The organism is Desulfogranum japonicum DSM 18378 (genome assembly GCF_000429945.1).
Taxonomy (GTDB): domain Bacteria; phylum Desulfobacterota; class Desulfobulbia; order Desulfobulbales; family Desulfobulbaceae; genus Desulfogranum; species Desulfogranum japonicum.
In genome coordinates this window covers 69936-95020 of the sequence record NZ_AUCV01000001.1, presented here as the reverse complement: position 1 = coordinate 95020, position 25085 = coordinate 69936, and the positions used below count along the sequence as shown (strand labels likewise).

Below are 25085 nucleotides of genomic sequence, written 5' to 3'. Positions count from 1 at the left end.
TATTGCCAGAAAACGAAACCTTCCCCCTACAAGGAGAAAAGCATGGAAAACACCATTACTGTTGACGTGGTTGTTCTGGGCGGTGGCCCGGGTGGCTATACTGCTGCCTTCAGAGCGGCAGACCTGGGGTTGGAGGTCTGCCTTGTTGAACAGGAAACGAGACTCGGGGGGGTATGCCTGAATGTCGGCTGCATTCCGTCCAAAACCCTTTTACATGCAGCAGCTGTTATTGAAGAAGCCCAGGAAGTACAATCTTTTGGTGTAAAATTCAGTGCTCCGGAAATAGACATGGATGCACTCAGGGAACAAAAAAACAACATTATCAAACAACTGACCACTGGACTGGAAGGATTGTGCAAAGCTCGTAAAATCCAACTTCTCAGGGGAAGAGGGACGTTCAGTGACAGCCAGAATCTGGAAGTGATACAGGAAGGGGCAAAAACACAGGTACAGTTTCGCCATGCCATCATTGCCACTGGCTCCCATCCTTTTGTACTTCCTGACGCCCCACACGACCCCAGGATCTGGGATTCCAGCGATGCTCTGGCATTGCGGACGGTTCCCCAACGGCTCCTTATCATAGGTGGTGGCATTATCGGCCTGGAAATGGCGCAGGTCTACCATGCCCTTGGCTCAGAAATTACCATTGTCGAGATGTTGGATCATCTCATTCCGCCCGCAGATAAAGATCTGGTACAGCCTCTGTTTTTAAAGCTGAAAAAGAAATATAGTATACATACTCAAACACGCGTTGAATCCATCACGGCAACGGAACAGGCCATTTCAGTAACTCTCACAGGAGCAAAAGGCTCACAGGAAGCAGCCTTTGATGCGGTGCTCGTTGCCGTTGGCAGGCGGCCCAATACAGAAGGACTTGGCTTGGAAAAACTGGATATAGCATTGGACGATAAAGGCTTTATACCTGTAAACGAGCGCCAGGAAACTGCAACCAAAAATATTTTTGCCATTGGAGACGTGGCAGGAGATCCTATGCTTGCCCATAAGGCAACACATCAGGGCAAGGTGGCAGCTGAAGTGATTGCAGGACATAAATCAGCGTTTACACCCATGACCATTCCCTCCGTTGCATATACCTCCCCCGAGATTGCCTGGATGGGGCTGACGGAAAAAGAGGCCAAAGAACAGGGAATCGAATATGACAAAGGCAAATTCCCCTGGGGAGCCAGTGGCCGAGCCCTCAGTGCAGGTGCTGCAAGTGGGGTCAGCAAGGTTCTTTTTGCCAGAGACAGTGGCCGGATTATAGGAGCAGGAATTTGTGGACTCAATGCTGGTGAACTGATACACGAGGCTGTTCTGGCTCTTGAAATGGGTGCTGACGCTGAAGATATCTCCAAAACGATTCATGCCCACCCGACACTTGCCGAGACTTTTGCCTTTGCAGCGGAACTGGTGGATGGTTCCATCACAGATATGCTGCCTCCAAAGAAAAAATAGCTACATTTTCGCCATGGAACATATCACACTCCACACCCCCCTGGATATGCACCTGCATCTGCGAGAAGGAGAAATGCTTAACAATGTCGCTCCACTCACAGCAGCCATTTTCAGCGGGGCAGTTATTATGCCGAACCTGATTGAACCGGTAAACACTTTACATAGGTTGCAAAACTATCGTCAGGCCGTGGAAACCGCATGCCAAGGCTATACGTTCACCCCGTACATGACTCTTTTTTTCAGGCAATACAGCAGGGAAGAACTGGAAGCTGTAAAACCTTATATTGTAGGTATAAAACTTTACCCGGCCGGCATAACCACGCAGAGTGAATCAGGGGTGTCCGACCTTGACGCCTGCCTTGACACGCTTGCTGAAATGGAAGCATTGGACATCCCTCTCCTGGTTCACGGAGAAAGCAATGGCTTTGTCATGGATCGAGAAACTGAATTTCTCGCTGTTTATGAAAAAATTGCCAGTCGATTTCCAAACCTGCGCGTGGTAATGGAGCATATTACCACGGCTGCAGCTCTACAGCTTATGGATGCCTACCCGAATATAGGTGCCACGGTCACCCTGCATCATCTGCTCCTCACCCTCGATGATGTGGTTGGAGGGCTGATGAAACCCCATCTTTTCTGCAAACCCATTGCCAAACGTCCGGAAGACAGACAGGCGCTCTGCGATGCGGTATTTTGTGGCCATCCCAGACTGTTTTTCGGTTCAGACTCTGCCCCGCACCCCCGCCATACCAAAGAATGTTGTGGTTGTGCTGCGGGTATTTTTTCAGCGCCAGTATCCCTGCCCAAGCTGACGGAACTTTTTATGGAGCACAGCAACGTTACCCTCCTCCAGGATTTTGTCAGCAATAATGCCAGGGCATTCTATAGAATCACCCCTGTGCAAAAAAATATACATTTGCGGAAGAAACAGTGGAAGGTTCCATCCCGTTTTGGCGATGTGGTACCTTTCCTTGCCGAAGAAACCCTTTCCTGGTCTATTTTTTCAACCATTTAAAAAAATGGTCATCCGCGCCAGACACCGAGTGCAAGAAAAAACCAGCCAATAATCAGCAGCATTCCCCCGAGTGGGGTTATATAGCCTGGCTCAACCACGGTAAAGGCTTTCAGATACAGGCTGCCGGAAAACAGCACCACTCCTGCGGCTATACCCCCCCCGCCAGTTCCCGTAAACATCGCGGCAGCAGGCCATTGCTCAACAGCCCAGGCTACAGCCAACAAAGCCAGACCATGGTACATTTGATAACGTAAACCTTTCTGAATCAGGTGCACCTGTTCTGATGAAAGCAGGTCTATCCCTCTGTGACTTGCCCAGGCCCCAAGTATTACAGCGCATCCCCCTAATATTGCGCCCAGGCTGAAAAACAACTTTGACATATCCCCTCCGTTACAAAAAAGTGACCTCGTTTTGCAATTGTTTCCATAGATTGCATCTGCATAACGAACAGGGTATACTATTCAGGCCAATTTTTCATGGAATACCAGGCATATTACAGGGAAATACCAGTCTTTCTTGACACCCTGTTAAGAGAAGTGTTAGTTAATGTCCGATCAGGCTTCAGGAAGATTCTTTACATGCCCATCTCCTGACAGCGTGTTTCACCTCCGGAAGATATCCCCTTCCTTCTGCCAGAATTGAATACCTGCCCAGGTAACCAGAGCATGAAATCAGGGGAAATGGCCGACACCGTTCGTTGACGGTCTATTGCGATATACTGAAACATCAGGAAACAACCTGTTACAGAACACTTTTTCCTTTTCTATCCAGGAGAGTACACATGCCCAAATCATTACCCCAGGCGTTTATCCGGAACTTTCTGGGAAACGCCCCCATCTGGTACAAGCTAACCATTTTGGCATTTCTTATTGCCAACCCCATACTGCTCTATACGGTCGGCCCCTTTATCACAGGCTGGGTCTTGATCGGAGAGTTTATCTTTACCCTGGCCATGGCCCTCAAGTGTTATCCGCTTCCTTCAGGAGGTCTTCTGGCCCTTGAGGCTGTTTTCATTGGCCTGACTCATCCCAAAACAGTCTACCATGAGGCTGAGGCAAACTTTGCGGTTATCCTTCTGCTTATTTTTATGGTGGCTGGCATTTTCTTCATGAAGGATTTTCTCCAGTTCACCTTTACCCGCCTTCTGGTCCGGGTACAATCTAAGACCACCATTTCCCTGCTCTTCTGTTTTGCGGGAGCCTTTCTCTCTGCCTTTCTTGACGCCCTGACGGTTACCGCAGTTATCATCGCTGTTGCCTATGGGTTCTACAATGTTTACCACCGCTATGTTTCCGGCAAAGATCCCCACACCAGTCATGACCTGACCAGCGACTTGGCGCTCAAGGAAACCGAGCGTGAAGAACTGGCCAAATTTCGTGGTTTTCTGCGCAATCTGATGATGCATGGAGCTGTGGGAACAGCCCTGGGTGGTGTCTGTACCCTGGTGGGTGAGCCTCAGAACCTGCTTATCGGTGAAGTAATGGGCTGGCATTTCCCTCAATTTTTTATAGAGGTTGCTCCAGTTTCCCTGCCCGTACTCGCCTGTGGCCTGCTCACCTGCTATTTTCTGGAAAAGAAAAAATGGTTCAGCTACGGTGTCGAGATGCCTGGTAATATTCGCTCCCACCTGCTGGAAACAGAGATAGCGATGGAAGCAAAACGCGGTCATGCTGGCCGGGCAAAATTGGTGGTGCAGGCAATGGCAGGTATCTGGTTGATTGTCGCACTGGCTTTTCACCTGGCTGAAGTCGGTCTCATAGGTCTTTCTGTTATTGTACTGTTGACCTCACTCACCGGTATTGTTGAGGAGCACCAAACCGGTAAAGCCTTTGAAGAAGCCCTGCCTTTCACCGCACTGCTGGTTGTATTTTTTGCCGTTGTTGCAGTTATCCATGACCAGCACCTTTTTGCTCCAATAATCAACTACGTGCTCAGCCTGGAAGGACACTCACAGCTCGCAGCCTACTACATTGCCAATGGCGTGTTATCCATGATCTCAGACAATGTTTTTGTGGCCACTGTGTATATTTCAGAAACCAAAATGCATTTTGTTGAGCAATTCGCAGCTATCCCTAATATTGGTATGACCGGCGCAGAATTGTTGGAGAAACTCACCAATCCGGATCTTGTACGCAGTGAAGTTCTTGCCGCCCTGCCGCAAGAGGCTGCTGCCCAGGCCAATCACCTCATCCACCATCTGGACAAGCTCGCCGTTGCCATCAATACAGGTACCAACATCCCCAGTGTGGCAACACCCAACGGACAGGCAGCCTTTCTCTTTCTGCTGACCTCTGCTCTGGCACCGGTCATCAAGCTGTCTTACGGCCGCATGGTCTACCTGGCCCTGCCATACACCATTGTAATGTCTATCGTTGGCCTGGCATCAGTTTATCTGTTCCTCGCCCCCTGACGTCTAACGCAACCAACCGCAAACAGGACACAAGAAGCAAGTACACGCAGAACCATCAGCATGACACGATGGTTCTGCGCTTTTGGTTGTCTGAAGCAGTAACAATACGAACGGAATCCGATATTCCATATTTCTCCCACTAGGATAACAGCATGCAGATATTTCCAGCTTCTTCCCTGGCGCACTCTTTCTCTCCATGTTGATACCTTACCGCCTTGCCATTATTATTCTGCTTTTCCCCTGCTTCTTTTTCGGCTCTTTACCTCCTGGCCAGGCTGCACAGGAACATAATACCATACGCCTCCAGTTACGCTGGCATCACCAATTCCAGTTTGCAGGCTATTATGCTGCCATAGCTAAAGGCTATTATGAAGAAGAAGGACTAGCCGTGCAGCTCATTGAGGGCGGTGAAGGAATAGATACCATCGACCAGGTGCTGGCAGGTAACGCCCAATACGGGGTTACCAACAGTGAAGTACTTCTTCGGAGACTGCAGGGTGCCCCCTTGACCATTATCGCAGCCATTTTTCAGCACTCTCCTTTGGTTCTGGTTGCCAGACAGGATGCCGGCATTTTCACACCACAGGACCTTCTAGGCAAAACCGTGGTACTCAGTCAGTCAAGCAGAGATCTGGAACTCCTCGCGACCCTGCAGATTGAAGGGGTCAACTTGGAAAATCTGAAAATCCAGGATCGTCTTGCCACCAGAGAGGATTACTTTGATCCCTCCATTGACGCGATCAGCGCCTATATAACCAACCAGCCTTTTTATTATGCCTTGAATAAAACGCCGCACTCCATTATCCGTCCCTCTTCGTATGGTGTGGATTTTTATGGAGACTGCCTGTTCACCACAGAAGAAGAGGTGCGCAAACATCAGGAAAGGGTTGAATCCTTTCGAAGGGCCAGTCTCAAAGGATGGACCTATGCCATGGCTCATCCAGAAGAAATTATAAACCTGATCAAAAAAAGTTACGACACACAGAAGACAACCCTGCACCTCCAGTACGAAGCAGAAAGGATGAAACAGCTCATCCAGTCCGACATTATTGAAATCGGACACATAAATCCCGGCCGCTGGCAACACATTGCAGAAATATTTTCCCATTATGGTATGATACAGAGCCATTTCTCACTTGATGGTTTTTTCTACACCGATCACCTTCGGAAAAAAGACCAACTTCCTGGAATTCCAACAATTGCCGGAGTTATCATTTGCATCACAGGATCTCTGATCTTCACCCTATACTCGTTCAAAATTATTACCAGGGAGAGAAAGAAACGTTCGATACTGGAAACAGCCTTAACAGACAGCGAAGGAAGTATACAGAAGCTGCGCCATAGCCTGAACAATCTTGCCGACCTGTTTGCCGTTTCATATAGCGATGCCGATCTCTCTACAATTACTTGCAAGCTGAGCACAGCCCTCACAGAGATGACAGGGTACAGTATCATTGCATTCCTTCAGTTTGATGCGGAGGGACAAGGCATGCATATTGTGGAGGTAAGTGGTACTACTCCTGAAAAATTACTGCAATACATTGCATATAACAGCATAGGGGAGGAACAGGCACATCTGATAGGCCTTGCGTCCTTTCAGGTGAGCAGGCACATCTTCATGATTCCGCAGACTCTGACCCGTATCCTCAACTCTTCCAGCGGATTCACTGAAAAACAGGAAAAAACAGAAACACAACAAGCACAGGTGAACATCTCTGATTCACTGCTTATTTTTATTCCTGGCAAAAATAACAGCCTTTTGGGCATGGCCATTCTTACAGGTACTGATAATATGCCTTCTCCCTCCAAGGAAGATATAACCACCATGGAAGCCTATGCCCATTTATTGGGACGGCATATGGAACAGCCCGACAGGCAGATGGCAGAGAGTTAGCCCGAATTTTTTTAGAGTATATTTTGCTGTATGTGCGAGGCACCGGACGTGCTCCCGTAGTGACTTAGCGATCCGATAGCTGCCACATGCCTGGGATAAAAGTTATCACAGGCATGTCAACTCTGCTGACAGCTCACGCCTAAAAGCACTCAACAATTCAATACTTCAGCGAAATCTATCATTAATATCAGCAAGTGCATCATTGCCAGGACAGAGATCTTTCTCACCAAGAGCGTTCAAAGCTCTTTTGGTGGTATGGAGGATAACATGGGTATCCTCACCTTCGGGATCCACGTATAAAATTCCAGTAAGGATGAGCCCTTTTCTTTTATGCTCCTCCAAGGCGTCCATAGCCTGACGCCTGTCTGTTATCTGCAGGTTTCCATCACCCTTGTGGAGATAAATAACAGATTCATCGTGCAGGGTAACCGCCTCTGTCTTACCTTCCGCATATTCAGTGGTGATTTCCTGCCTGAAAGGAACAAAATCAAAGGTGTTGGTGGCCTCGCGGTGTTCGCGGACCCAATGATAGCTTTTCGTTGACCCTGGAGTGTTGTTAAACGTGACGCAAGGCGAAATCACATCCACAAACGACATCCCTTCATAGGACAGAGCCGCTTTAAGCATGGGCACCAGCTGTTGTTTATCACCGGAAAAACTGCGACCGACAAAACCGGCTCCCAGTTGAATGGCTATTTCACACAAATCAATGGACTCCAGCTGGTTCGGTTCACCTTTTTTGCCAATGGAACCTTTGTCAGCGGTGGCACTATATTGTCCTTTTGTCAGCCCATAGCAGCCATTATTCATAACAATATAAACCATATTAAGGTTCCGGCGGACAGCATGGGCAAACTGGCCCATGCCAATGGAAGCCGTGTCACCATCTCCGGAGACTCCAAGATAAATCAAATCCCTGTTAGCCATATTAGCGCCAGTGGCAATGGAAGGCATCCGGCCATGAACAGAGTTGAACCCATGGGATTTCCCCAGAAAATAGGCAGGACTTTTGGAGGAACACCCGATACCTGAAAGTTTCACTACCTTGTGGGGTTCAATGGCAAGTTCAAAACAGGCTCGGATAATTGCGGCATTCACTGAATCATGCCCACACCCCGCACATAATGTTGAGATACCGCCCTCATAGTCGCGCAGCTCATAGCCAGCCTCATTAGGAGGAAGATCCGGATGCCTGAAACCTGGTCGAAAAAATGTCATGCCGCACCTCCTTGATTTCGGTCATCACCTGAAACGTGTTGCCCTGCTTTCTGCAGAGCGTCTGCAAGCATACTGTATACGGTTCTCGATGCCAGGGGCAATCCGTCGTAATGCACTACGGAAATCAACTTCTGAGGGACCACTTCGCACTCATTGATCAACAGTGTGCGTAACTGACCGTCCCTGTTCTGTTCAAGAACAAGAACCTTATCATGCCTGTCAATGAAGTCGCTGACCTGTTGATGAAAAGGAAAAGCACGCACACGCAGACCGTTTACAGGAATGCCCTCCCTGTTTAACCTGTCCAGACATTCTTCCGCAGCGTGGCTGCTGGTTCCGAAATAGATCACCCCGATTCGCCCTCCCTCGTTTTCGCAGAAAATCTCCGGGGCAGGCAGCATGGACACTGCGGTTTCCATCTTACGTTGCAGACGCTGCATATTTTTTTCATAGGTCTGGGCGTCTTCACTGTAAACGGAATATTCGTCATGGGCTGAACCGCGGGTAAAATACGCCCCGGCCTTATCACTGGTCCCCGGATAGGTCCGATAACAGATTCCGTCGCCATCCACATCCAGATACCTTCCCCAGCGCTCCTGCAGACCAAGCAACTGTTCTTCATTTAACACCTTCCCCCGATCATAGGTTCGGCTATCATCCCAGACAAGAGGCGGGCTCAGATGATCGTTCATGCCCAGGTCCAGGTCACTGAGCACGATTACCGGTGTTTGCAACCGGTCTGCCAGGTCAAAAGCATCTGCTGTCATCTCAAAACATTCATAGGGACTCGCCGGAAACAGGAGAACGTGCTGCGTGTCGCCATGGGAGGCATAGGCACAGCTCAGTACGTCAGATTGCTGCGTCCTGGTGGGTAATCCAGTAGACGGACCTGCCCGTTGGACGTCCACAAGTACCACAGGAATTTCTGCATAATACGCAAGGCCAAGAAATTCATTCATCAGGGAAACTCCCGGCCCACTGGTTGCCGTAAAGGCTCTGGCACCATTCCAGGTGGCACCGATGACGATGCCAAGGGCAGCGAGCTCGTCTTCAGCCTGGACAATCGCAGCTTTAATCCTGCCAGTCTCCTTTTCCACCCGTAACTGATCTGCATATTTGCCAAAAGCCTCAATCACAGAGGTCGAGGGTGTAATCGGATACCAGCCAACCACCGTTGCCCCGCCATAAATCGCCCCAAGACCCGTAGCGGTATTGCCATCCATCATAATGGCATCTCCCACTTTATCCCGGCGTTCAATCTTCAGCTGACACACGTCAGGGTACTGTTCCCGGGCATATTCATATCCCATGTGGAGGGCTTTCAGGTTGGGCTCCATCAGCTTGGTCTTTTTGCGAAACTGTTTCTCGACCGATTCGGTCAATACAGAGAACTCCATATCCAACAGAAAAGCCAATGCCCCGACATAAATAATATTTTTCAACAGCGAGCGCATACGGGGATTTTCAAATGCCCCATTGCACATGCTGGTTAAAGGTAGACCGATCTCAATTACATCTTCCCTGTTGAAATCATCGGCAAGCTGTCGGGATGAATCATAGATAAAATATCCTCCGGAGAGCAGGTCCATATAATCCCGGAGCATGGTCTGGCCGTTCATAGCCACAACCATGTCCACATCACCTCTTCGTCCGATATAGCCCTGATCATTAACGCGGACCTCGTACCATGTGGGCAATCCCTGGATATTGGAGGGGAAAATATTTTTAGGGCTTACGGGTACACCCATTCTGAAAACCGCCTTGGCAAACAGGTTATTGGCACTGGCAGAGCCTGAGCCATTGACATTGGCAAAGCGGATAACACAATCGTTCACACTGGATATTCGTTTCATTTCTGGCCTGCCTGTGGTGATCTATAGAAAAATTTCTGCATCTCCCAAGCTGAAGTGGGGCATCGTTCTGCACAGATACCGCAGTGCAGGCAAACATTTTCATCCTTGACCATGACCTTACCGGTGGGAAGAACATCCGAAACATACAGCCCCTGGTTAAGCTCAGGAGCTGGGGCCAGCAGCCGGGTACGAATCTCTTCCTCACTACCGTTTTCAATAAAGTTGATGCACCGTTCAGGACAGGCGTCTACGCAGGCATCACATTCAATACACTCGGCGACATGAAACACCGTCTGCACATCGCAGTTCAGGCAGCGCATGGCTTCTGTATGGCCATGCTCTTGATCATATCCCAACTCCACTTCTATGAGTCTATCTTTCAGGCTTTTAACCTTTTCAACAGTGGGCACCACCTGACGTTGCTCTTCACTGATCTGATTATCATAAAGCCAATCATGAATCCCCATTTTCTGCCCGGCCATGGTCACACTGGGTGTAGGCCTTTGATTCAGAGGCAACCCACGCAAAAAAAGATCTATGGAAATGGCTGCCTCGTGCCCATGGGCAACGGCGGTAATAATATTCTTCGGTCCAAATGCCGCATCTCCGCCAAAAAAGACATGTTCCAGGGTTGACTGAAACGTCCCTTTACCAAGAATTGGCAGCCCCCAGCTATCAAACTCAATCCCAAGGTCTTTTTCTATCCAGGGGAAGGCATTCAATTGCCCCACAGCCAGCAGCACCTCATCGCACGCCATAAATACCAGGGGTTCTCCGGTGGAAACCAGTTTTCGTTTGCCCTGGTCGTCATACTCTGCGGTAACCTTCTCAAAACGCATGCCCACCAGCTTACCCTGCTCAACCACAAATTCCTTGGGCACATGATTATCATAGAGCGGGATGTCCTCATGCAGGGCATCTTCAATTTCCCAAGGTGACGCCTTCATTTCCTCCCTGGGGCTGCGGACAAGGATGCGAACATCCTCCCCTCCCAAACGCCTGGCGGTCCGGCAGCAATCCATTGCCGTGTTGCCTCCGCCTATGACGAGTATTCTTTTTCCAACGGATTTCACATGCCCGAAAACCACGGAAGCCAGCCAATCAATCCCCAGGTGTACTCCGGCATCCCCTTCTTTCCTTCCCGGAAGATCTGGAAGATCTCTCCCCCTCGGCGCTCCTGTCCCTACAAATACAGCGTCGTATTTCTTTTCCAGAATCGTTTTCATGGAAGAAACATAGGTATTAAATACAGTGTTCACCCCCATGTTCAAGATCAGCTCGACTTCCTTATCAAGTACTTTTTCAGGCAATCGAAAGGACGGCACCTGGCTCCGCATAAACCCTCCCCCCTTTGCCTGATCATCGTACAGGTCCACTTCATACCCCAGTGGGATGAGATCTCTGGCAACCGTAAGTGAGGCAGGACCTCCACCTATCAAAGCTATTTTTTTACCATTTTTCGTATTGGGAACATAAGCGGCTGGTATGGTAAAATCAGGGGAACAATTATCTGCAGCCACACGTTTCAATCGACAGATTGCCACAGGGTCTTTTTCTACACGCCCCCTCCTGCAGGCCGGTTCACAGGGACGATCACATACCCTTCCTAAAATTCCTGGGAACACATTGGATACCCAATTAATCATATATGCTTCGTCATACCGTTTTTCACTGATAAGACGAATATACTCAGGAACGGGGGTATGAGCGGGACAGGCAAACTGACAATCAATAACCTTATGAAAATACTCAGGATTACTAATATCTGTAGGCTTCAAAAAGGACACTCCTGCAAAATTTTCAGTTGAGAAAAAAGTCTGAGAACCTTTACCATTAATCTTAATCAGCCATTTTTCAATAAGAAAAACCTGATCGGTTTATCCTTTTTCAGAGTACCATGGCATAAAAACAGGAGCAAGGCGTTGATTAATAAGCCACTCCTGTTTTTTTGGTGTTTGCATTGTTGCTCCATTTATGAGACAATTCAACGACTACCTTGTGCCATGAAGACGTTGATACTACAATGGAAATCCTGTACAGGCTTACAATACGCCGCACCAAAATGAAAAACTGCCCGCGATGCAGTCTTTCCCTTGGTTGCCCATCCTGCCAAAACGTACAACACTACACACAACCATGATGATTTCCGGCCTCAAGAAAGCGATTCTCATACCAGTACTTCTTCTTCTCCTCTCAAGTATGGGTGCCATTTTCCTGACGTCGCAAATCAGTACCGGAAAAATCATTCGCCAAGAGTTCCTTCAAACCGCAAATCGTGAGGGAAGCTTTAGCGTAAACTTGCTTGAAACCTGGTTCATGGCCAGGCACGCAGATATCGCTTCCTGGGGTGGCCAGCAGGTATTCCTCGACGCACTCATTTTTCCCTGGCAAAACAACAGCGCTGTCAGGCAGCAGGCAGGAGATAAACTTTTTGCTCTACTACAGGAAGCGCCCTGGACAGAAGTACTGTTTATTACGGATGTTGAAGGAAAAATCCGATCTGCCTCAGAACAGAATCCTCTTCGCCATATCCAGCCAGAAGAACGACAGTTTTTAAACCAGACCATCCAGCGGCAAGCTCATACCTTTCATCTTATCACAGACCTTGTTCTTGGTGAACCCGCTGTTGCCCTGGCAACCCCCATATTCGAAAAACATCAGATTATAGGAGCAATTTCCGCCATTATCCCTCTGGGACATATGAGAACAATGCTTGCAGAAACTCTTTCCCCTCTGGGGAGTTTTTCTTTGATATTGTGCAAGGATCATGGTGAGATACCTGTTCCTTCTGCATATGAACCAAAACACACCCAGGCTGCATTCAGACAAGCCTTGCAAAAAAATCTCTCCGGCACCAGCCATGGTTCCTTCATCCATAGAGTGGAGCAATCAACCGCTCTTATCAATTACCGTAAATTAGGACATAACGCATACTTCTGCATAGTACAGTCTTGGGAAGAGATACCCATGATCCTTCATGGCACCTGGTTACGTACCGTTCTTGTGGGCCTGCTCTTTCTTACAGGTTGCGGAATTCTCACCACCCTGCTTGTCCATTCCCGCATTACATCCCGCCTGCAACAACTTGCATCGACCATATCCAGCCAAATGCAATGCGAGCCCTTGACATCTGCTCTCGCCCAACCTGATCACGGAGATGAAATTTCACAGTTGTATCAGGAAGTGAATGCCATGCACCGTACAACACATGACACTCTGGCACTTTTAAAAAAGGAAGTGAAAGAAAGCAGAAAGAATAAAACAGCCTTCGATCAATGCAATCTGGCCATGGAACGTGAACTCAGACATCACCAGCAGTTACAACGCGATCTGGATAAAGCTAAACGCCTGAAAATGATCGGAACCGTGGCCGGAGGAGTTGCCCATGATTTGAACAATATTTTATCAGGCGTAGTGAGTTATCCTGACCTTCTTCTGATGAAGACAGAAAAGGACAGTCCTTTACACAAGCCTCTCAAAATCATACAGGAATCAGGCCGCAAAGCCTCTGCAATAGTACAGGATTTATTAATCCTGACCCGCAAGGTGGCAATGGAAAAAAACGAGCTTCATCTCAACGCCGTGATCGAACAATACCTGGAAAGTCCTGAATTCCTTGCCCTCATGGGAAATCACAAGCAAACCGTGGTGGTAACGGAACTGGCCGATGATCTGTACCCTATGCTAGGCTCCGCTTTGTATTTAAACAAGGCAATTATGAACCTGGTTTCCAATGCTGTTGAAGCAATGCCCCATGGCGGCAGAGTGAAAATCAGCACCGATAACTGCTACATTGATACAAGCATAACCACCCTGTATGAAACAGTTGGAGAAGGGAATTATGTCATCTTGCAGATCAGTGACCAGGGAGAGGGGATTCCTCAAAAGGATCTGGCCAAGATATTTCAGCCTTTTTTTACCAGCAAACAAATGGGTAAGAGTGGCACAGGCCTTGGAATGGTCATTGTCCAGGAGGCTGTCAAAGATCATAATGGGCACATATCCTGCGAGAGTACCGTTAATCAGGGGACAGAATTCACAATCTTTTTTCCAGCTCTCTCGAACGTCGTGCTCAAGACCGAAATGTGTACCAAACCACCTGAATCCATACAGGGAAAAAACGAAAAAATACTGGTTATTGATGATATAGCTGAACAGAGGAAACTGACAACAGCCATACTTGAAAAATTAGGATACCAGGTTACTGCCGCAGCCAGTGGAGAGGAAGGCATCGAACTGATTCAACAAGGTAATTTCGATCTGTTGCTTCTGGACATGATTCTGGGTTCTGGTATGGATGGCCTGGATACATTCAAAGAAGTCCGTACTTACAAACCAAAACAAAAAGCATTAATTACAAGCGGTTACTCAGAAATCAGCCGCATAAAGGAAGTATTACGGCTCGGTGCCGGCGGCTATATAAAAAAGCCGTATATTATCCAGGAACTCGGGTATGCCATTCGGCAGGAATTAGAAAGACCGGCATCATAGTATCATACATGGAGAACCCGGCGAAAAGGTGTTCAAGCCAACTACTAAAAACAGTACTTGGAGAATAAATACTCATAGGAAAAGGAACCAGGCCTGCCATCTTTCCCGTATTCGTATCTGGTTACAGGATGCCTAGTTTTGAGCTCGCAGGCTGGCGCAGCGTATTAGGACCAGGAGTCTGTCGGAGAAGTGCTATTTTTTCTCAGAGTAAGGCATTTTTTAGAAATCAAGCACAGCCATATAGTTGATATTGCGAGTATTAATTTTCTAAAAATAACACAAAGAGGGGAAAAAGAGCTTTCTCCGGCAGACTCCCAGGTCATACGTAAGCCAGGCTGATAGTGGAAAGCTCAGAAGTCTGTAAGCAGTTACCCCAGGGATTTATACATTTTATAAGGGAGCGTATCGCCTTCATGCAACTCTTCAACGAGAGCAATCTGAAAATAGCGGTATTTATCTGTCTTATAGCAATAGTAGGGTTATTGAGCTTATCATTCCTGGCTCTGTACAGTTTTGATAAATATGGAGACATACAGGAAGAACTGGACAGTTTTCAGGCTCAATATATCAGCCAGCAGACACTGCTCTTACGCAGCCTTGTAGATCTTCAGGTCCAATATATAGACACACACCGACAGCAGATAGAACAAAACCAGCGCCATGTTTTACAAACCAGGATATTGGAAGCAAAAGCTATTGCCAACAACCTGCTCAGGGCAAATGCAGTCAGATATAATAAACAAAGAATCAAAAAGATTATTCTGGATACCTTGCGCCCCATCAGATTCAACAACGGACGTGGATATTACTTTATTTACGACGCAGATGAACGACTCGTCCTTTATCCTCCTGCTCCAGAGAAAGAAGGACTGTACATTTCCCAGGCCTTCCCTGAAGTACAAAGCGCACCGCATCCGATTCTACAATTTGCTGAAAAAAAGGATAGTAGATTTGTCCGCTATGACTGGCTGGATCCTGCAACCCGGAAAGTGGGCCCTAAAATCTCCTATCTCACCAAACTTCCAAAACTGAACTGGGTCATAGGCTCGGGTATCTATCTGGACGAACTTGTTGATCAGGCACAACACCAAGTCATAGGCGATCTCAAACAGGGAGCACACAAAGAGTCCACAGATTATTTCTTTGTATATCAGGTAAATGATATTCATGGTGGCGATACATTTGCAAAGATACTGGTTCATCCAGCCCGTCCTGAGTCGGAAAACCAACACCTTTTGGATGAATACACAGACATCCACGGCAGACCGTTTCGCAAGGCGTTTCTCCAAGATATCCGTAAACAGGGCGATGCCCTGATATCCTACTGGTATCCTCAAAAAGGGCAAACCACCCCCCAGAAAAAACTCAGTTACTTCAAGCTGTACCCCAAATGGAACTGGATAGTGGCCAGAGGGGTATACCTGGATGACATGGAGGAACTGCTCACAGCAAAAAAAGAACTATTCATTCAAGAAATAAAGAAAAAAACATTGCTCTTTTCATTCCTGTTCTGCGTGTTTTTTTTACTCGTGACAGGCGTTGCCTTCATGTTGACCAAGACAATCAGCGGATTGATTGAAGGCTACAAGGAAATTCAAGCCAGGCAAAACGATAAATTAAGACAGGTTAACAAAAATCTGCAGAAACAGGCAACCACAGACCGCCTCACCGGAATTGCCAACCGGCGGCATTTTAATCAGCAGTTAACTAAAGAATTTTACAGGACAAAGAGATATGGATCGAATCTTTCTTTAATTCTCTTTGATATAGACAATGTTAAACAGGGAGACGACATCCTGGCCCCCCTTAAAGGAGATCAAGTACTCAGGCCGTTGGCTCGGCTCGTTGCCTGTAATACCAGGAAGTCTGACCTGGTGGTTCGTTGGGGGAGAGTAAAATTTGCTCTGCTTCTTTCTGAAACCGACCAGGACCAGGCCAGACAAATAGCAGAAAAACTGCGCAGGAAAATCAGTGATTACACCTTCTCAATTCAAAAACAAATCACCTGCAGCTTCGGTGTCACCCAATACCAACTAACTGATCAGTCAGGAGACTTTATCAACCGTTGTGATCAGGCCCTATATGATGCAAAAAAAGCAGGGAGAAACGTAGTTTGTTCCAGATGAGTACTCTGCCAACGCTGATATTACGTAATCAATTCATCCCAGGACATATACAGCCACCAAGGATACCTCACCCTTCCCTCGCCATTCTTGTACAAATTGAGTAGTATGCAACGAGTATAGTTCTTCTGATTTTCCTCTTCTGTGATGTATACCCATGAATACCCCCGAACAACGCGCCATGATGCGCTTTCTTACCGTTCTGACAATCGCTTCGGTAGTAGGCCTGCAGACATGGATGATTCTTTTTAACAATTTTGCCGTTGAAATTGCCGGACTTAACGGTCAACAGGTTGGCATTATCCAGTCTATTCGTGAAATCCCTGGTTTTCTCGCTTTGCTGGCCATTTATATCATGCTGCTTTTCAAGGAACATAAGATCGCAGCAATCTCTATCATAGCATTGGGTTGCGGTACTGCTGCGACCGGCCTGCTCCCAAGTTACACTGGTCTTATCTGCACCACCTTGTTGATGAGCTTTGGTTTCCATTATTACGAAACCATGAATCAATCTCTTATCTTACAGTATTTTGACCGGCACGTATCACCCGTGGTTTTCGGGCGCCTGCGCAGCCTGGCTGCTGCTGCAGCGATTATCACCAGTGGTCTGGTTTTGTGTCTGGATCAGTTCACAGAATACAAAACAGTCTATCTCTTCCTGGGTGGTTGCGTTGCCTTGGCAGGCTTCTGGGCACTTTTTCGGGATCCTACCGACAAAAGACTGCCTCCACAGAGAAAAAGAATGGTTCTGCGCCGAAAGTACTCTCTGTACTACTTTTTGACCTTTATGGCAGGTGCACGCCGACAAATCTTTGTTGCCTTTTCTATCTTTTTATTGGTAAAGAAATTCTCTTTTACGGTACAGGAAGTCACCATATTGTTCATGTTCAACAATGTGGTCAATTATTTTCTTAATCCCTTAATCGGACGTACTATTCTGAAGTATGGGGAAAGAAAAGTGCTGTCCCTGGAATATGCCGGATTGATTATTGTTTTTTGTGCCTACGGCTATAGCGACTCGAAGCTGTTTGTCACCTGTATGTATATCATTGATCACATCCTGTTCAATTTTTCCATGGCCATCCGGACCTACTTCCAAAAAATAGGTGATCCCAGAGATATCGCCCCATCAATGGCTGTGGGATTCACCATTAACCATATTGCAGCAGTTGTTATCCCTGCTTTGGGTGGAATAATCTGGATGATTGATTATCGTATACCATTCCTGGCAGGAGCGGTCATGAGTATGTTTTCACTCGTGGCTGTACAAAAAATACCGGATTTCACTATCCGACAGCCTCATGAGTAGAAAAAAAAGTAGTTATGCAGGATCTTCAGATTCACCAGATACGCAGGACCCCCAAAGGGCAGTTAGGAGTAAGACTTCTGAAAGACGAGATAAACGACCTTCCTCTGACCAGATGGGAAGGACCTGTGCATGTTATCAGCACAGAATCGGAACTGTGCCAGGCACTGGAATCACTGCGCACAACAGATGTTCTTGGCTTTGATACTGAAACCAGACCGGCCTTTCGCAAAGGACAATCTTATCCACCTTCGCTCATGCAGCTTGCAACGGAACACGAAGTTTTTCTGTTTAAATTGCAGCAACTTGGAATTCCAGGATCTCTGGCAGCACTGCTAAGCGACCGCCAGATGAAAAAAGTAGGCGTAGCCGTAAAATTTGACGCTGAACAATTGCAGCAGGTTGCCAACTTTCGACCTCAGGGGTTCATTGATCTTGCCGATATCAGCAAAAAACTGAGCATGCGCCACCATGGTCTGCGCGGCCTGGCAGCTGTTCTTCTGGGAGTGCGTATCTCTAAAACAGTGCGCACCACGAACTGGTCTGACCCTCACCTGACTGAAAAACAGATCCGCTATGCAGCAACAGATGCCTGGATCAGCAGACTTCTCTATATGAAGCTCACAGATATACGTAAAAAGCAGCAATCAACCGCCCACTATGATTCATGAGTTACAGCTACCATCAGGGCATCAACCACGTCCGGCTGAAACATAACACCAGAATTCGCTTGCATGAAAGCCGTAACCTCTTCCTCAGGCCAGCCATCGCGATACGGCCGGCTGGTTATAAGTGCATCATAAACATCAGCCACAGATAAGATTCGCGCCAAAGGATCAATGGCGTCACCCTTCAAGCCAAAAGGGTATCCCTTGCCATCATAACGCTCATGATGCTGAACAACTATTTTTAGAATATCCTGATAGGCATCAATGGGTTCCAGAATTTTCCCTCCCATAACAGGATGTTTTTTAATAGTCTCATATTCGTCTTTATCTAATTTCCCCGGCTTATCCAAGATCAACAGAGGAATGCCGATTTTTCCGATATCGTGCAGTAAGCCTCCACGATAAAGAAGCTCCTGTTCCGACGGGGTACATCCCATGATTGCTGCCAGTTGCACAGCAAGCTTTGCCACGCGCTCAGAATGCCCTGCTGTCCACTCGGACTTTGCATCAACAGTCCTGGCCAGTGCCTCTACCGTTCCGATACTCAGACGTTCCAGGTTGTGAACCAACCGAGCATTGCCAAGGGCTATGCCCAGCTGATCTGCAACCTGTCGAATCTGAGACAACACATCGTCAACCTCATCCTGCTGTTCAAAAGGTATTTCTAAAATAATAACTCCGACAATCTGGCCTTGATTCCGTATTGGAAAACTATAAAGTCTGTCGTTTACTTCCACACCTCTATCTAGAAGAAAGGAAGGACAACACCCCGGACTCAGCTTATCTTTTCCGCTCCCTTTCTCCATCAAGGTTCGAAACGCAGGATTGCGCATCGGCCAGTTGAATACCTTGGGATACTTTTGGTCCAGATGCTCCAGGGCAAAAACCTGCACCTGATTGGTATCGGCCAGGCGGCTGAAATACGAACGCGTACAGCCGAAATGTTTCCGCATCATAATCAGGGCCCTTGTAATAATTTCATGAACATCCAAGGAACTGAGGATGGCTCTGTCAATGCGGTCAATCACCGTCAGTGTATTCATCTGACGATGGAGCTGTTTACTCATTTTATTAAACGACCTGCCAAGTTCCCCGAATTCATCGTTGCTGCTGATACGGACCGGAGATGCAAGGTTTCCCGACATGATCCGCAGGGTTCCGGCCCGAAGCTCTGCCAGAGGTTCCAACGTTCGTCGAATGGAATTAAGTGAAAAAAACAGAACAACCCACACCATACAAAGGATAATCAGGGGAAAAACCCGCTTGAATTCAATTATGGTTTTAAGGGCATAGTCCCGTTTCTGGGCAAGAAGAATTGTCCAGGTTGACGCCTCGAAATGTGAAGTCAGGAACAACGGCCAACAGGCAGCGACATATTCTTCTTCCTGTAATGTAAACAGTAATCGCCTCTCCAGGGAAGCGAGTTCCCCAAAGGATGCGCGAACATCCTCTTGCCCGGCCAATTCCGGGGTTGCAACTATTTGTCTTTTCCCCTCATAAACGGCCAACTCGGTCTGGGCCGGGAGGACAGAAAAATTACCGGTTCCCCATAAGACATCATGCCTGGCCTGGGCAATCAGTACCATCTTTACTCCATTTTGCATGGTACCGGGATACAAGACATACACAGAAAAGCCTTCGTCTCCATGGGAAAAGGCATACAGCATGGGTTTCAGGAACTCCCCGGATAAATAATGCTGCACCTCGCTACGAATCGGGGCAAGATTCAACTCTCCCATCAGCAAGGTACCTGTACCTGAAAGGCTTACCATCGAAATGCCGACAAAAGTATCTTCAAGCTGGGTGTAAAAGGCTTTGCTTTTCTGATCCCGTAGCTGTCCATGGTCAAATATGGTGTCAGAAGTGAGCAACAGGAGGTCACAGATGTGCTTAAGACGATCCAGCAATGCCATCCCATAGGCTTTGCTGTCCCGCTCAAGTTGGATGTAGCGCTGCTCTTCTATCTCTTTTTCCACTGCATGAAGGGAATAAACAAAAAGGAAAACAGTAGGGACAAAAGCACATGTCAGAAATAAAAAGAGAAAACGCCTGGCTATACGGGAGCGCAAAAAAGAAAAGGTCCAGTCAAAATTGAGTCTGCTGTTAATAGTCCTCAGCATACCCGTAATATCCTCCGTTATTACAGCGAACTATATCATCACGGCTGGCTGCAGCGGTAAACGGAGCCTTACTTTGTCCATCCACGCCCATGGAATAGAGATCAAAATCCGTATTCACCGGGTGCAAAGATTTATCCTTGCGGATATTAACGCCAGCCGGAACATTATCCATGGGATAATACACGTACTGATTGCCCCATGGATCTATGGGTTGGCCGACATCATATCCTGCCTGCTGCAGTGTGGCAGGGTATATTCCGTAAAGAGCATAGTAGGCGGTAACCTTAACTTCGATTTCGCGCATCTGCCTGATGGCAGCGTCTTTATCCTTGGACTGGAGATAACTTGCATACCTGGGATAGGCTATGGCAGCAAGGGTGGCGATCAGGGCAATTACTACCATAAGCTCAAGGAGGGTAAAACCGACCTGTTGCAAAGAAAAATTTGACCAAGTATGACTACGCAATTTCACAGTATAAATGACTCGAACCACAAAGACTGAATAAACCTCCAACAACAAACAACAGCAACTTCTTCTGGTAAAACTTATAGTTACTCCATATAAAACACATAAATAACACCAGAGAAAATGCAAGAATTTGCACTATGGAGTATTGGAAAAAAACCGCCATGATAAAAGACTCTCTTTTGATGATATATATTCTTTCTCCTTCTTGTCAAAATTTAAATGTAGCCATATTGCTTACTTCATCATTGGCTTCCCTCTGGAGACAGCCCCGGCAGACACCCCTGCAAAAAGCTATAAAATCAGAATGATACAACACGAACAACCCGTTACATCCACCACAAACATCCTTCTTTTGCAGGGGCTCCAAGGATATGAAATGACTCCCTTACACAAGTTGGCCTTCAGAAGGCATGTCCCTCCTGTTGAGCCTTTTCAATCACTTTTATCTGATCAATCAGATCTTGTATCTCTTTCTGCCAATAGCTTCGTGTGCCAAAATCAGGAACCACTGTAGCCTGGCCATCGGCATTTACCTGGTATGCACACCATGCCGTGTAATGAATAAAGCGCATAGCTCTCAATGGTTCAATGAGACGTAGACTCCCATAGTCAAACTCCCGAAAGGTTTCATAACCATCCAAAAGCCAGTTGAGTTCAGTCTGTGCCTGGTAGCGATCTCCGGGCAGAAGCATCCAGAAATCCTGTACAGGCGGTCCGACTGCCATATCATCCAGATCTATCAGGTAATACCCTTCGTCCGGACGAAAAATCAGATTGCCCGAATGACAATCAGCATGGATACGAATCTGTTCACTGTTTTGAAACAAAGGAGTGGCCAATGTAATAAATTCCTTCACCACGCGGTGATACTCTGTCTCCAGATCACGGGGGAGCAATTGGCTCTCCAGTATATACTTTAAATGACTTTGGACCGATTGTTCAGGATGGAGAACAGGACGATATGCACAGGTGGCTCCGGCACCTATCATGTGTGCGCGCCCCAGAAGCCTGCCCAAAGCCTGCCATTGCTCCTGATTCAGTTCATCCACATAGCGGCCGCCTTTTTTGGGAAACATGGCAAAATGAATGTCTCCAAAATTTCCCATGGTGTCTGCATTCTGCCCTTCCAGGGGTGAAATAACCGGAACCTCTCCCTCGGCAAGTTCCTGCAGAAACTCATGCTCCTCTCTTATTGCCTCACACCTCCACCTGCCAGGCCTGTAAAATTTTATTATGATTCTTTCTCCATCTTCATCTTCCAACTCATATACCCTGTTGATATAACTGTTCAGTGGACGGCAGAAATTGGATAAGTAGCGTCCAAGGAAACCTTCTGCATGCTCCAGAATGGAATCCGGTGTAAGAGTTTGAAACAATGAAGATATTTCCTTTTCTTTTCCATCTGGCGTGATATCATACGTATACATGGAAGAAGTGTTACCATTCATTTTCTTAATTATTCCTTAATGAGAATAATTCTTTTATTCTCAAATTATTTATGATAGATTTGGCAGTTGTAGCATGAGCTGAGATACTGCAAACAATGTCTACCATATTCATACTGCAGGCTTGCGCAAGCCAGAAACAGACGTCACCATGGAAATTACCTTCCTTCTCCATAGACGGTGGCCCCTGTATTACTCTCAGCAGCATGCTCCACACTTTCTGATCGCTTATACAACAAGGCCAAGTATATCATTTGGCAAAAAACAAAGCAGCTTTCCAGGAATCGATAGTGCAAGATCTCTGCCTGTCACAGGCATATATCTTTCAGTGCAAACTTTTATATTTAAGGAGATCATTATGAAAAAGTGGGAGTGTACAATCTGTGGATATATCCATGAAGGAGATACCCCGCCTGATGAATGTCCGGTTTGCGGAGCTGATAGCAGTGCTTTTGTTGAAGTTGTGGAAGAAGCGCCAGAAAAAACTGCATCCGCAGAAATAGTACCGGAATCTGCGCCAGATCCTCCGAAAACCACCTTGATAGCAAGAGCAACCGATCTCATTCTCAAATTTCACCTCCACCCAATCAGTGTTCACACACCCAATGGGGTTATTCCCATGATTTTTATTTTCCTTCTCATTGCCGGACTTCTCGGGGCACCTTCCTTTGGACATGCAGCTTTTTACAGCCTGATTTTTGTTCTCCTCAACATGCCTTTCGTTCTTTACACCGGCTATATTACCTGGCAGAACAAATATAAAGGTGCCATGACATCGGTATTTAAAATTAAAATAGGAGCCTCACTGGTCAGTACAGGGCTGTTATGTATACTGATTATCTGGCGTTATTCCCAACCTGAAATCCTGGAAACAGGAGGCCTCTCTGCAATACTCTTTACTTTGCTTGGGCTTGTTCTTCTTGGTACGGTCGGTATTGCAGGCCATCTAGGGGGAAAACTTGTTTTTGGTAAAGATTAGGCAGAACTGATAATCAGTACCAAACAAGTTTTATTCCTATTTACTCTTGCAATAGGTATTTTTCTGCAGTATTGTTCCGACGACTTGGGATTGCGGAAAACAATATATATCAAAAAATTGAGCAGAGGATCGGCTCAGCCATAGCTGAACCGAAAGACAAGCAGAATTGAATATTTTCCCGCACCCTTGAGCATTCCTGTCCATTCCACACGCTACTGATAATGTCTGCAATGGTCAGTTCAGGATGCTCTTGCATACGATAGAGTTTACGTCGTTCATGTCATATCCCAAACATGGGCGACACGTATCACATGGCTACAACGAAGTTAACAAATAGCAGTATCGTAACCAATTGAGGAGATACCAATGGCTACAACAAATGAAAATCTGAAAGAAGCGTTTTCCGGGGAGAGTCAAGCAAATCAGAAATACCGTGCATTTGCAAAAAAAGCAGAAGCAGAAGGGTTCAGCAACATTGCCAAGTTATTCCGTACCACTGCAGAAGCGGAACGTATCCATGCGGAAGGGCATCTCCGCGCATTAGACATGATCGCTTCCACCGCTGAAAATCTACAGGCAGCCATCGACGGAGAAACATATGAATTCACAGAGATGTATCCTCCCATGGTTGACCAGGCAGTTGCCGACAGCCATAAAGCTAAAACCATGTTCAAATTTGCTGTGGACGCAGAAGAGGTGCATGCACAGATCTACAACAAGGCTCTTGAAGCTGTCAAAAGTGGCCAAGACATGGATGTGAGTGATTTCTATCTCTGTCCGATTTGTGGCTACATCGAACTTGGTGCTGCTCCGGAAAAATGTCCTGTCTGTGGAGCAAAGCAGCAGGTATTTACCCAGGTGGCGTAATCCCGCTCAATAGAGTAGTATAGCCATATCAAGCAGAAGGCAATCCTGAAAGCAGGATTGCCTTTTTTTATGCAATTCATCCCTGTTCTCGTGAACGCTAAGATTTTTTGCCCCACTTGTGCTAAGATAAACTGACCCGCCCGGTTGGCGCGCGCCAACGATGGTTATTCGATGGAAAAAAAGATATTTTTTCCTTTCAATTAGTCCATACTAACAAATCAAGGGAATGATTGAAAGGGGAAAATATCTTCATGCTATTCATTCCTTATTAGGTGTTAAGGAGGGTGGGTCAGTTTATCTTAGCAAACCCGGGTCAATTCTGATTAGCGTTGAAGCTGTTCTTACCTACCTGTCGAATCAATAAGGAAAAAACAAACAAATGGGTATAAGGAACCTTGGATAATCGTTTTTTTATTCTGAAATAAAAATGAGAAAAAATAATTGTGATGACAGCTCTCACTTGACTTTCTTCAAATAAGAGTCAAATCCTAAAATGTTAAAAAACTTGTTCACATTTTCTGTGACTTCGGTAAGATTCATATCTTTTTCTGAATTTCAGCACGATATCATTCTCAATATTTTCGAACGACTCTTCTGTTACCACGCTTCTGCCACTCTAATTTTATTCAAAATAACAAGGCAATACAGCATAACACCACATAAATACAAGTAAAAATAGAACAAAAGCTCCCAATAGGTATACAAAATCTTTCTGAAAAAATATGATGAATGTAATGCTTTAACACATTATAACAAAGCATAAAGTGAGCTG

At 46.7% G+C, this 25085-nt stretch carries 17 protein-coding genes; 10 read left to right on the top strand and 7 right to left on the bottom strand.

Annotated features, from left to right (window positions below; translation table 11 throughout):
* Positions 1–42 precede the first annotated feature (42 nt).
* Both lpdA and pyrC read left to right on the top strand, forming a co-directional pair.
* Complete coding sequence (lpdA, locus tag G493_RS0100410; protein WP_028578773.1) at positions 43–1455, top strand: dihydrolipoyl dehydrogenase; 1413 nt, start codon at positions 43–45, stop codon at positions 1453–1455.
* Between the two features lie 13 nt (positions 1456–1468).
* Entirely contained in the window at positions 1469–2470 is a 1002-nt protein-coding gene (gene pyrC / locus G493_RS0100405) for a dihydroorotase (RefSeq protein ID WP_028578772.1), read from the top strand.
* An 8-nt stretch (positions 2471–2478) separates the two neighbouring features.
* On the opposite strand, the gene G493_RS0100400 is transcribed toward pyrC, so the two are convergent.
* On the bottom strand, positions 2479–2850 hold the full coding sequence (locus tag G493_RS0100400) for a DUF423 domain-containing protein (RefSeq protein ID WP_028578771.1): 372 nt from the start codon (positions 2848–2850) through the stop codon (positions 2479–2481).
* Positions 2851–3251: 401 nt separating this feature from the next.
* On the opposite strand from G493_RS0100400, the gene nhaB reads away from it, so the two are divergent.
* The gene (gene nhaB, locus G493_RS0100390; protein ID WP_028578770.1) at positions 3252–4880 is read left to right on the top strand and encodes a sodium/proton antiporter NhaB; all 1629 of its coding nucleotides are present in this window, start codon (positions 3252–3254) and stop codon (positions 4878–4880) included.
* Between the two features lie 196 nt (positions 4881–5076).
* Complete coding sequence (locus tag G493_RS31635; protein WP_051308899.1) at positions 5077–6774, top strand: ABC transporter substrate-binding protein; 1698 nt, start codon at positions 5077–5079, stop codon at positions 6772–6774.
* Between the two features lie 165 nt (positions 6775–6939).
* Here G493_RS31635 and G493_RS0100380 read toward each other — a convergent pair whose 3' ends face one another.
* The 3 genes from G493_RS0100380 to G493_RS0100370 are packed head-to-tail and all read right to left on the bottom strand — an operon-like array spanning position 6940 to position 11623.
* Positions 6940–7992: a 2-oxoacid:ferredoxin oxidoreductase subunit beta gene (locus G493_RS0100380; RefSeq protein ID WP_028578769.1), complete on the bottom strand. Its 1053-nt coding sequence runs from the start codon at positions 7990–7992 to the stop codon at positions 6940–6942.
* Positions 7989–9845 carry a 2-oxoacid:acceptor oxidoreductase subunit alpha gene (locus G493_RS27125; protein ID WP_035272790.1) on the bottom strand — a complete coding sequence of 619 codons (1857 nt, stop codon included), beginning with the start codon at positions 9843–9845 and terminating at the stop codon, positions 7989–7991. Before G493_RS27125 ends, G493_RS0100380 begins: the two co-directional genes overlap by 4 nt.
* A complete protein-coding gene (locus G493_RS0100370; RefSeq protein WP_028578768.1) occupies positions 9842–11623 on the bottom strand; it encodes an FAD-dependent oxidoreductase in 1782 nt (593 codons plus the stop codon). The genes G493_RS27125 and G493_RS0100370 overlap by 4 nt, the downstream gene beginning before the upstream one ends.
* A 301-nt stretch (positions 11624–11924) precedes the next feature.
* Between G493_RS0100370 and G493_RS0100360 the strand changes: the two genes are divergently transcribed.
* The 4 genes from G493_RS0100360 (at position 11925) to G493_RS0100345 (ending at position 18436) form a co-directional block, all read left to right on the top strand.
* Positions 11925–14336, top strand: coding sequence for an ATP-binding protein (locus tag G493_RS0100360; RefSeq protein WP_028578767.1), 2412 nt, complete (start codon positions 11925–11927; stop codon positions 14334–14336).
* Between the two features lie 413 nt (positions 14337–14749).
* Positions 14750–16462, top strand: coding sequence for a sensor domain-containing diguanylate cyclase (locus tag G493_RS0100355; protein WP_153306398.1), 1713 nt, complete (start codon positions 14750–14752; stop codon positions 16460–16462).
* A gap of 154 nt (positions 16463–16616) precedes the next feature.
* Entirely contained in the window at positions 16617–17768 is a 1152-nt protein-coding gene (locus G493_RS0100350) for an MFS transporter (protein ID WP_028578765.1), read from the top strand.
* 14 nt (positions 17769–17782) lie between these two features.
* Positions 17783–18436, top strand: coding sequence for a 3'-5' exonuclease (locus G493_RS0100345; RefSeq protein WP_051308898.1), 654 nt, complete (start codon positions 17783–17785; stop codon positions 18434–18436).
* Here the strand turns inward: G493_RS0100345 and G493_RS31630 are convergent.
* From G493_RS31630 to G493_RS0100325, 3 genes are all read right to left on the bottom strand, one after another.
* Entirely contained in the window at positions 18424–20553 is a 2130-nt protein-coding gene (locus tag G493_RS31630) for an HD domain-containing phosphohydrolase (protein WP_028578763.1), read from the bottom strand. The two genes, G493_RS0100345 and G493_RS31630, sit on opposite strands and share 13 nt — an antisense overlap.
* Positions 20537–21046 carry a prepilin-type N-terminal cleavage/methylation domain-containing protein gene (locus tag G493_RS34580; protein ID WP_269746297.1) on the bottom strand — a complete coding sequence of 170 codons (510 nt, stop codon included), beginning with the start codon at positions 21044–21046 and terminating at the stop codon, positions 20537–20539. The genes G493_RS31630 and G493_RS34580 overlap by 17 nt, the downstream gene beginning before the upstream one ends.
* 377 nt (positions 21047–21423) lie before the next feature.
* Positions 21424–22470 carry a serine/threonine protein kinase gene (locus G493_RS0100325; protein ID WP_232363689.1) on the bottom strand — a complete coding sequence of 349 codons (1047 nt, stop codon included), beginning with the start codon at positions 22468–22470 and terminating at the stop codon, positions 21424–21426.
* A gap of 355 nt (positions 22471–22825) precedes the next feature.
* On the opposite strand from G493_RS0100325, the gene G493_RS0100320 reads away from it, so the two are divergent.
* Positions 22826–23446, top strand: coding sequence for a rubredoxin-like domain-containing protein (locus G493_RS0100320; protein ID WP_028578760.1), 621 nt, complete (start codon positions 22826–22828; stop codon positions 23444–23446).
* Positions 23447–23812: 366 nt separating this feature from the next.
* Positions 23813–24313 (top strand): rubrerythrin family protein, encoded by a 501-nt coding sequence (locus tag G493_RS0100315; protein ID WP_028578759.1) that lies wholly within the window; start codon positions 23813–23815, stop codon positions 24311–24313.
* Positions 24314–25085 lie beyond the last annotated feature (772 nt).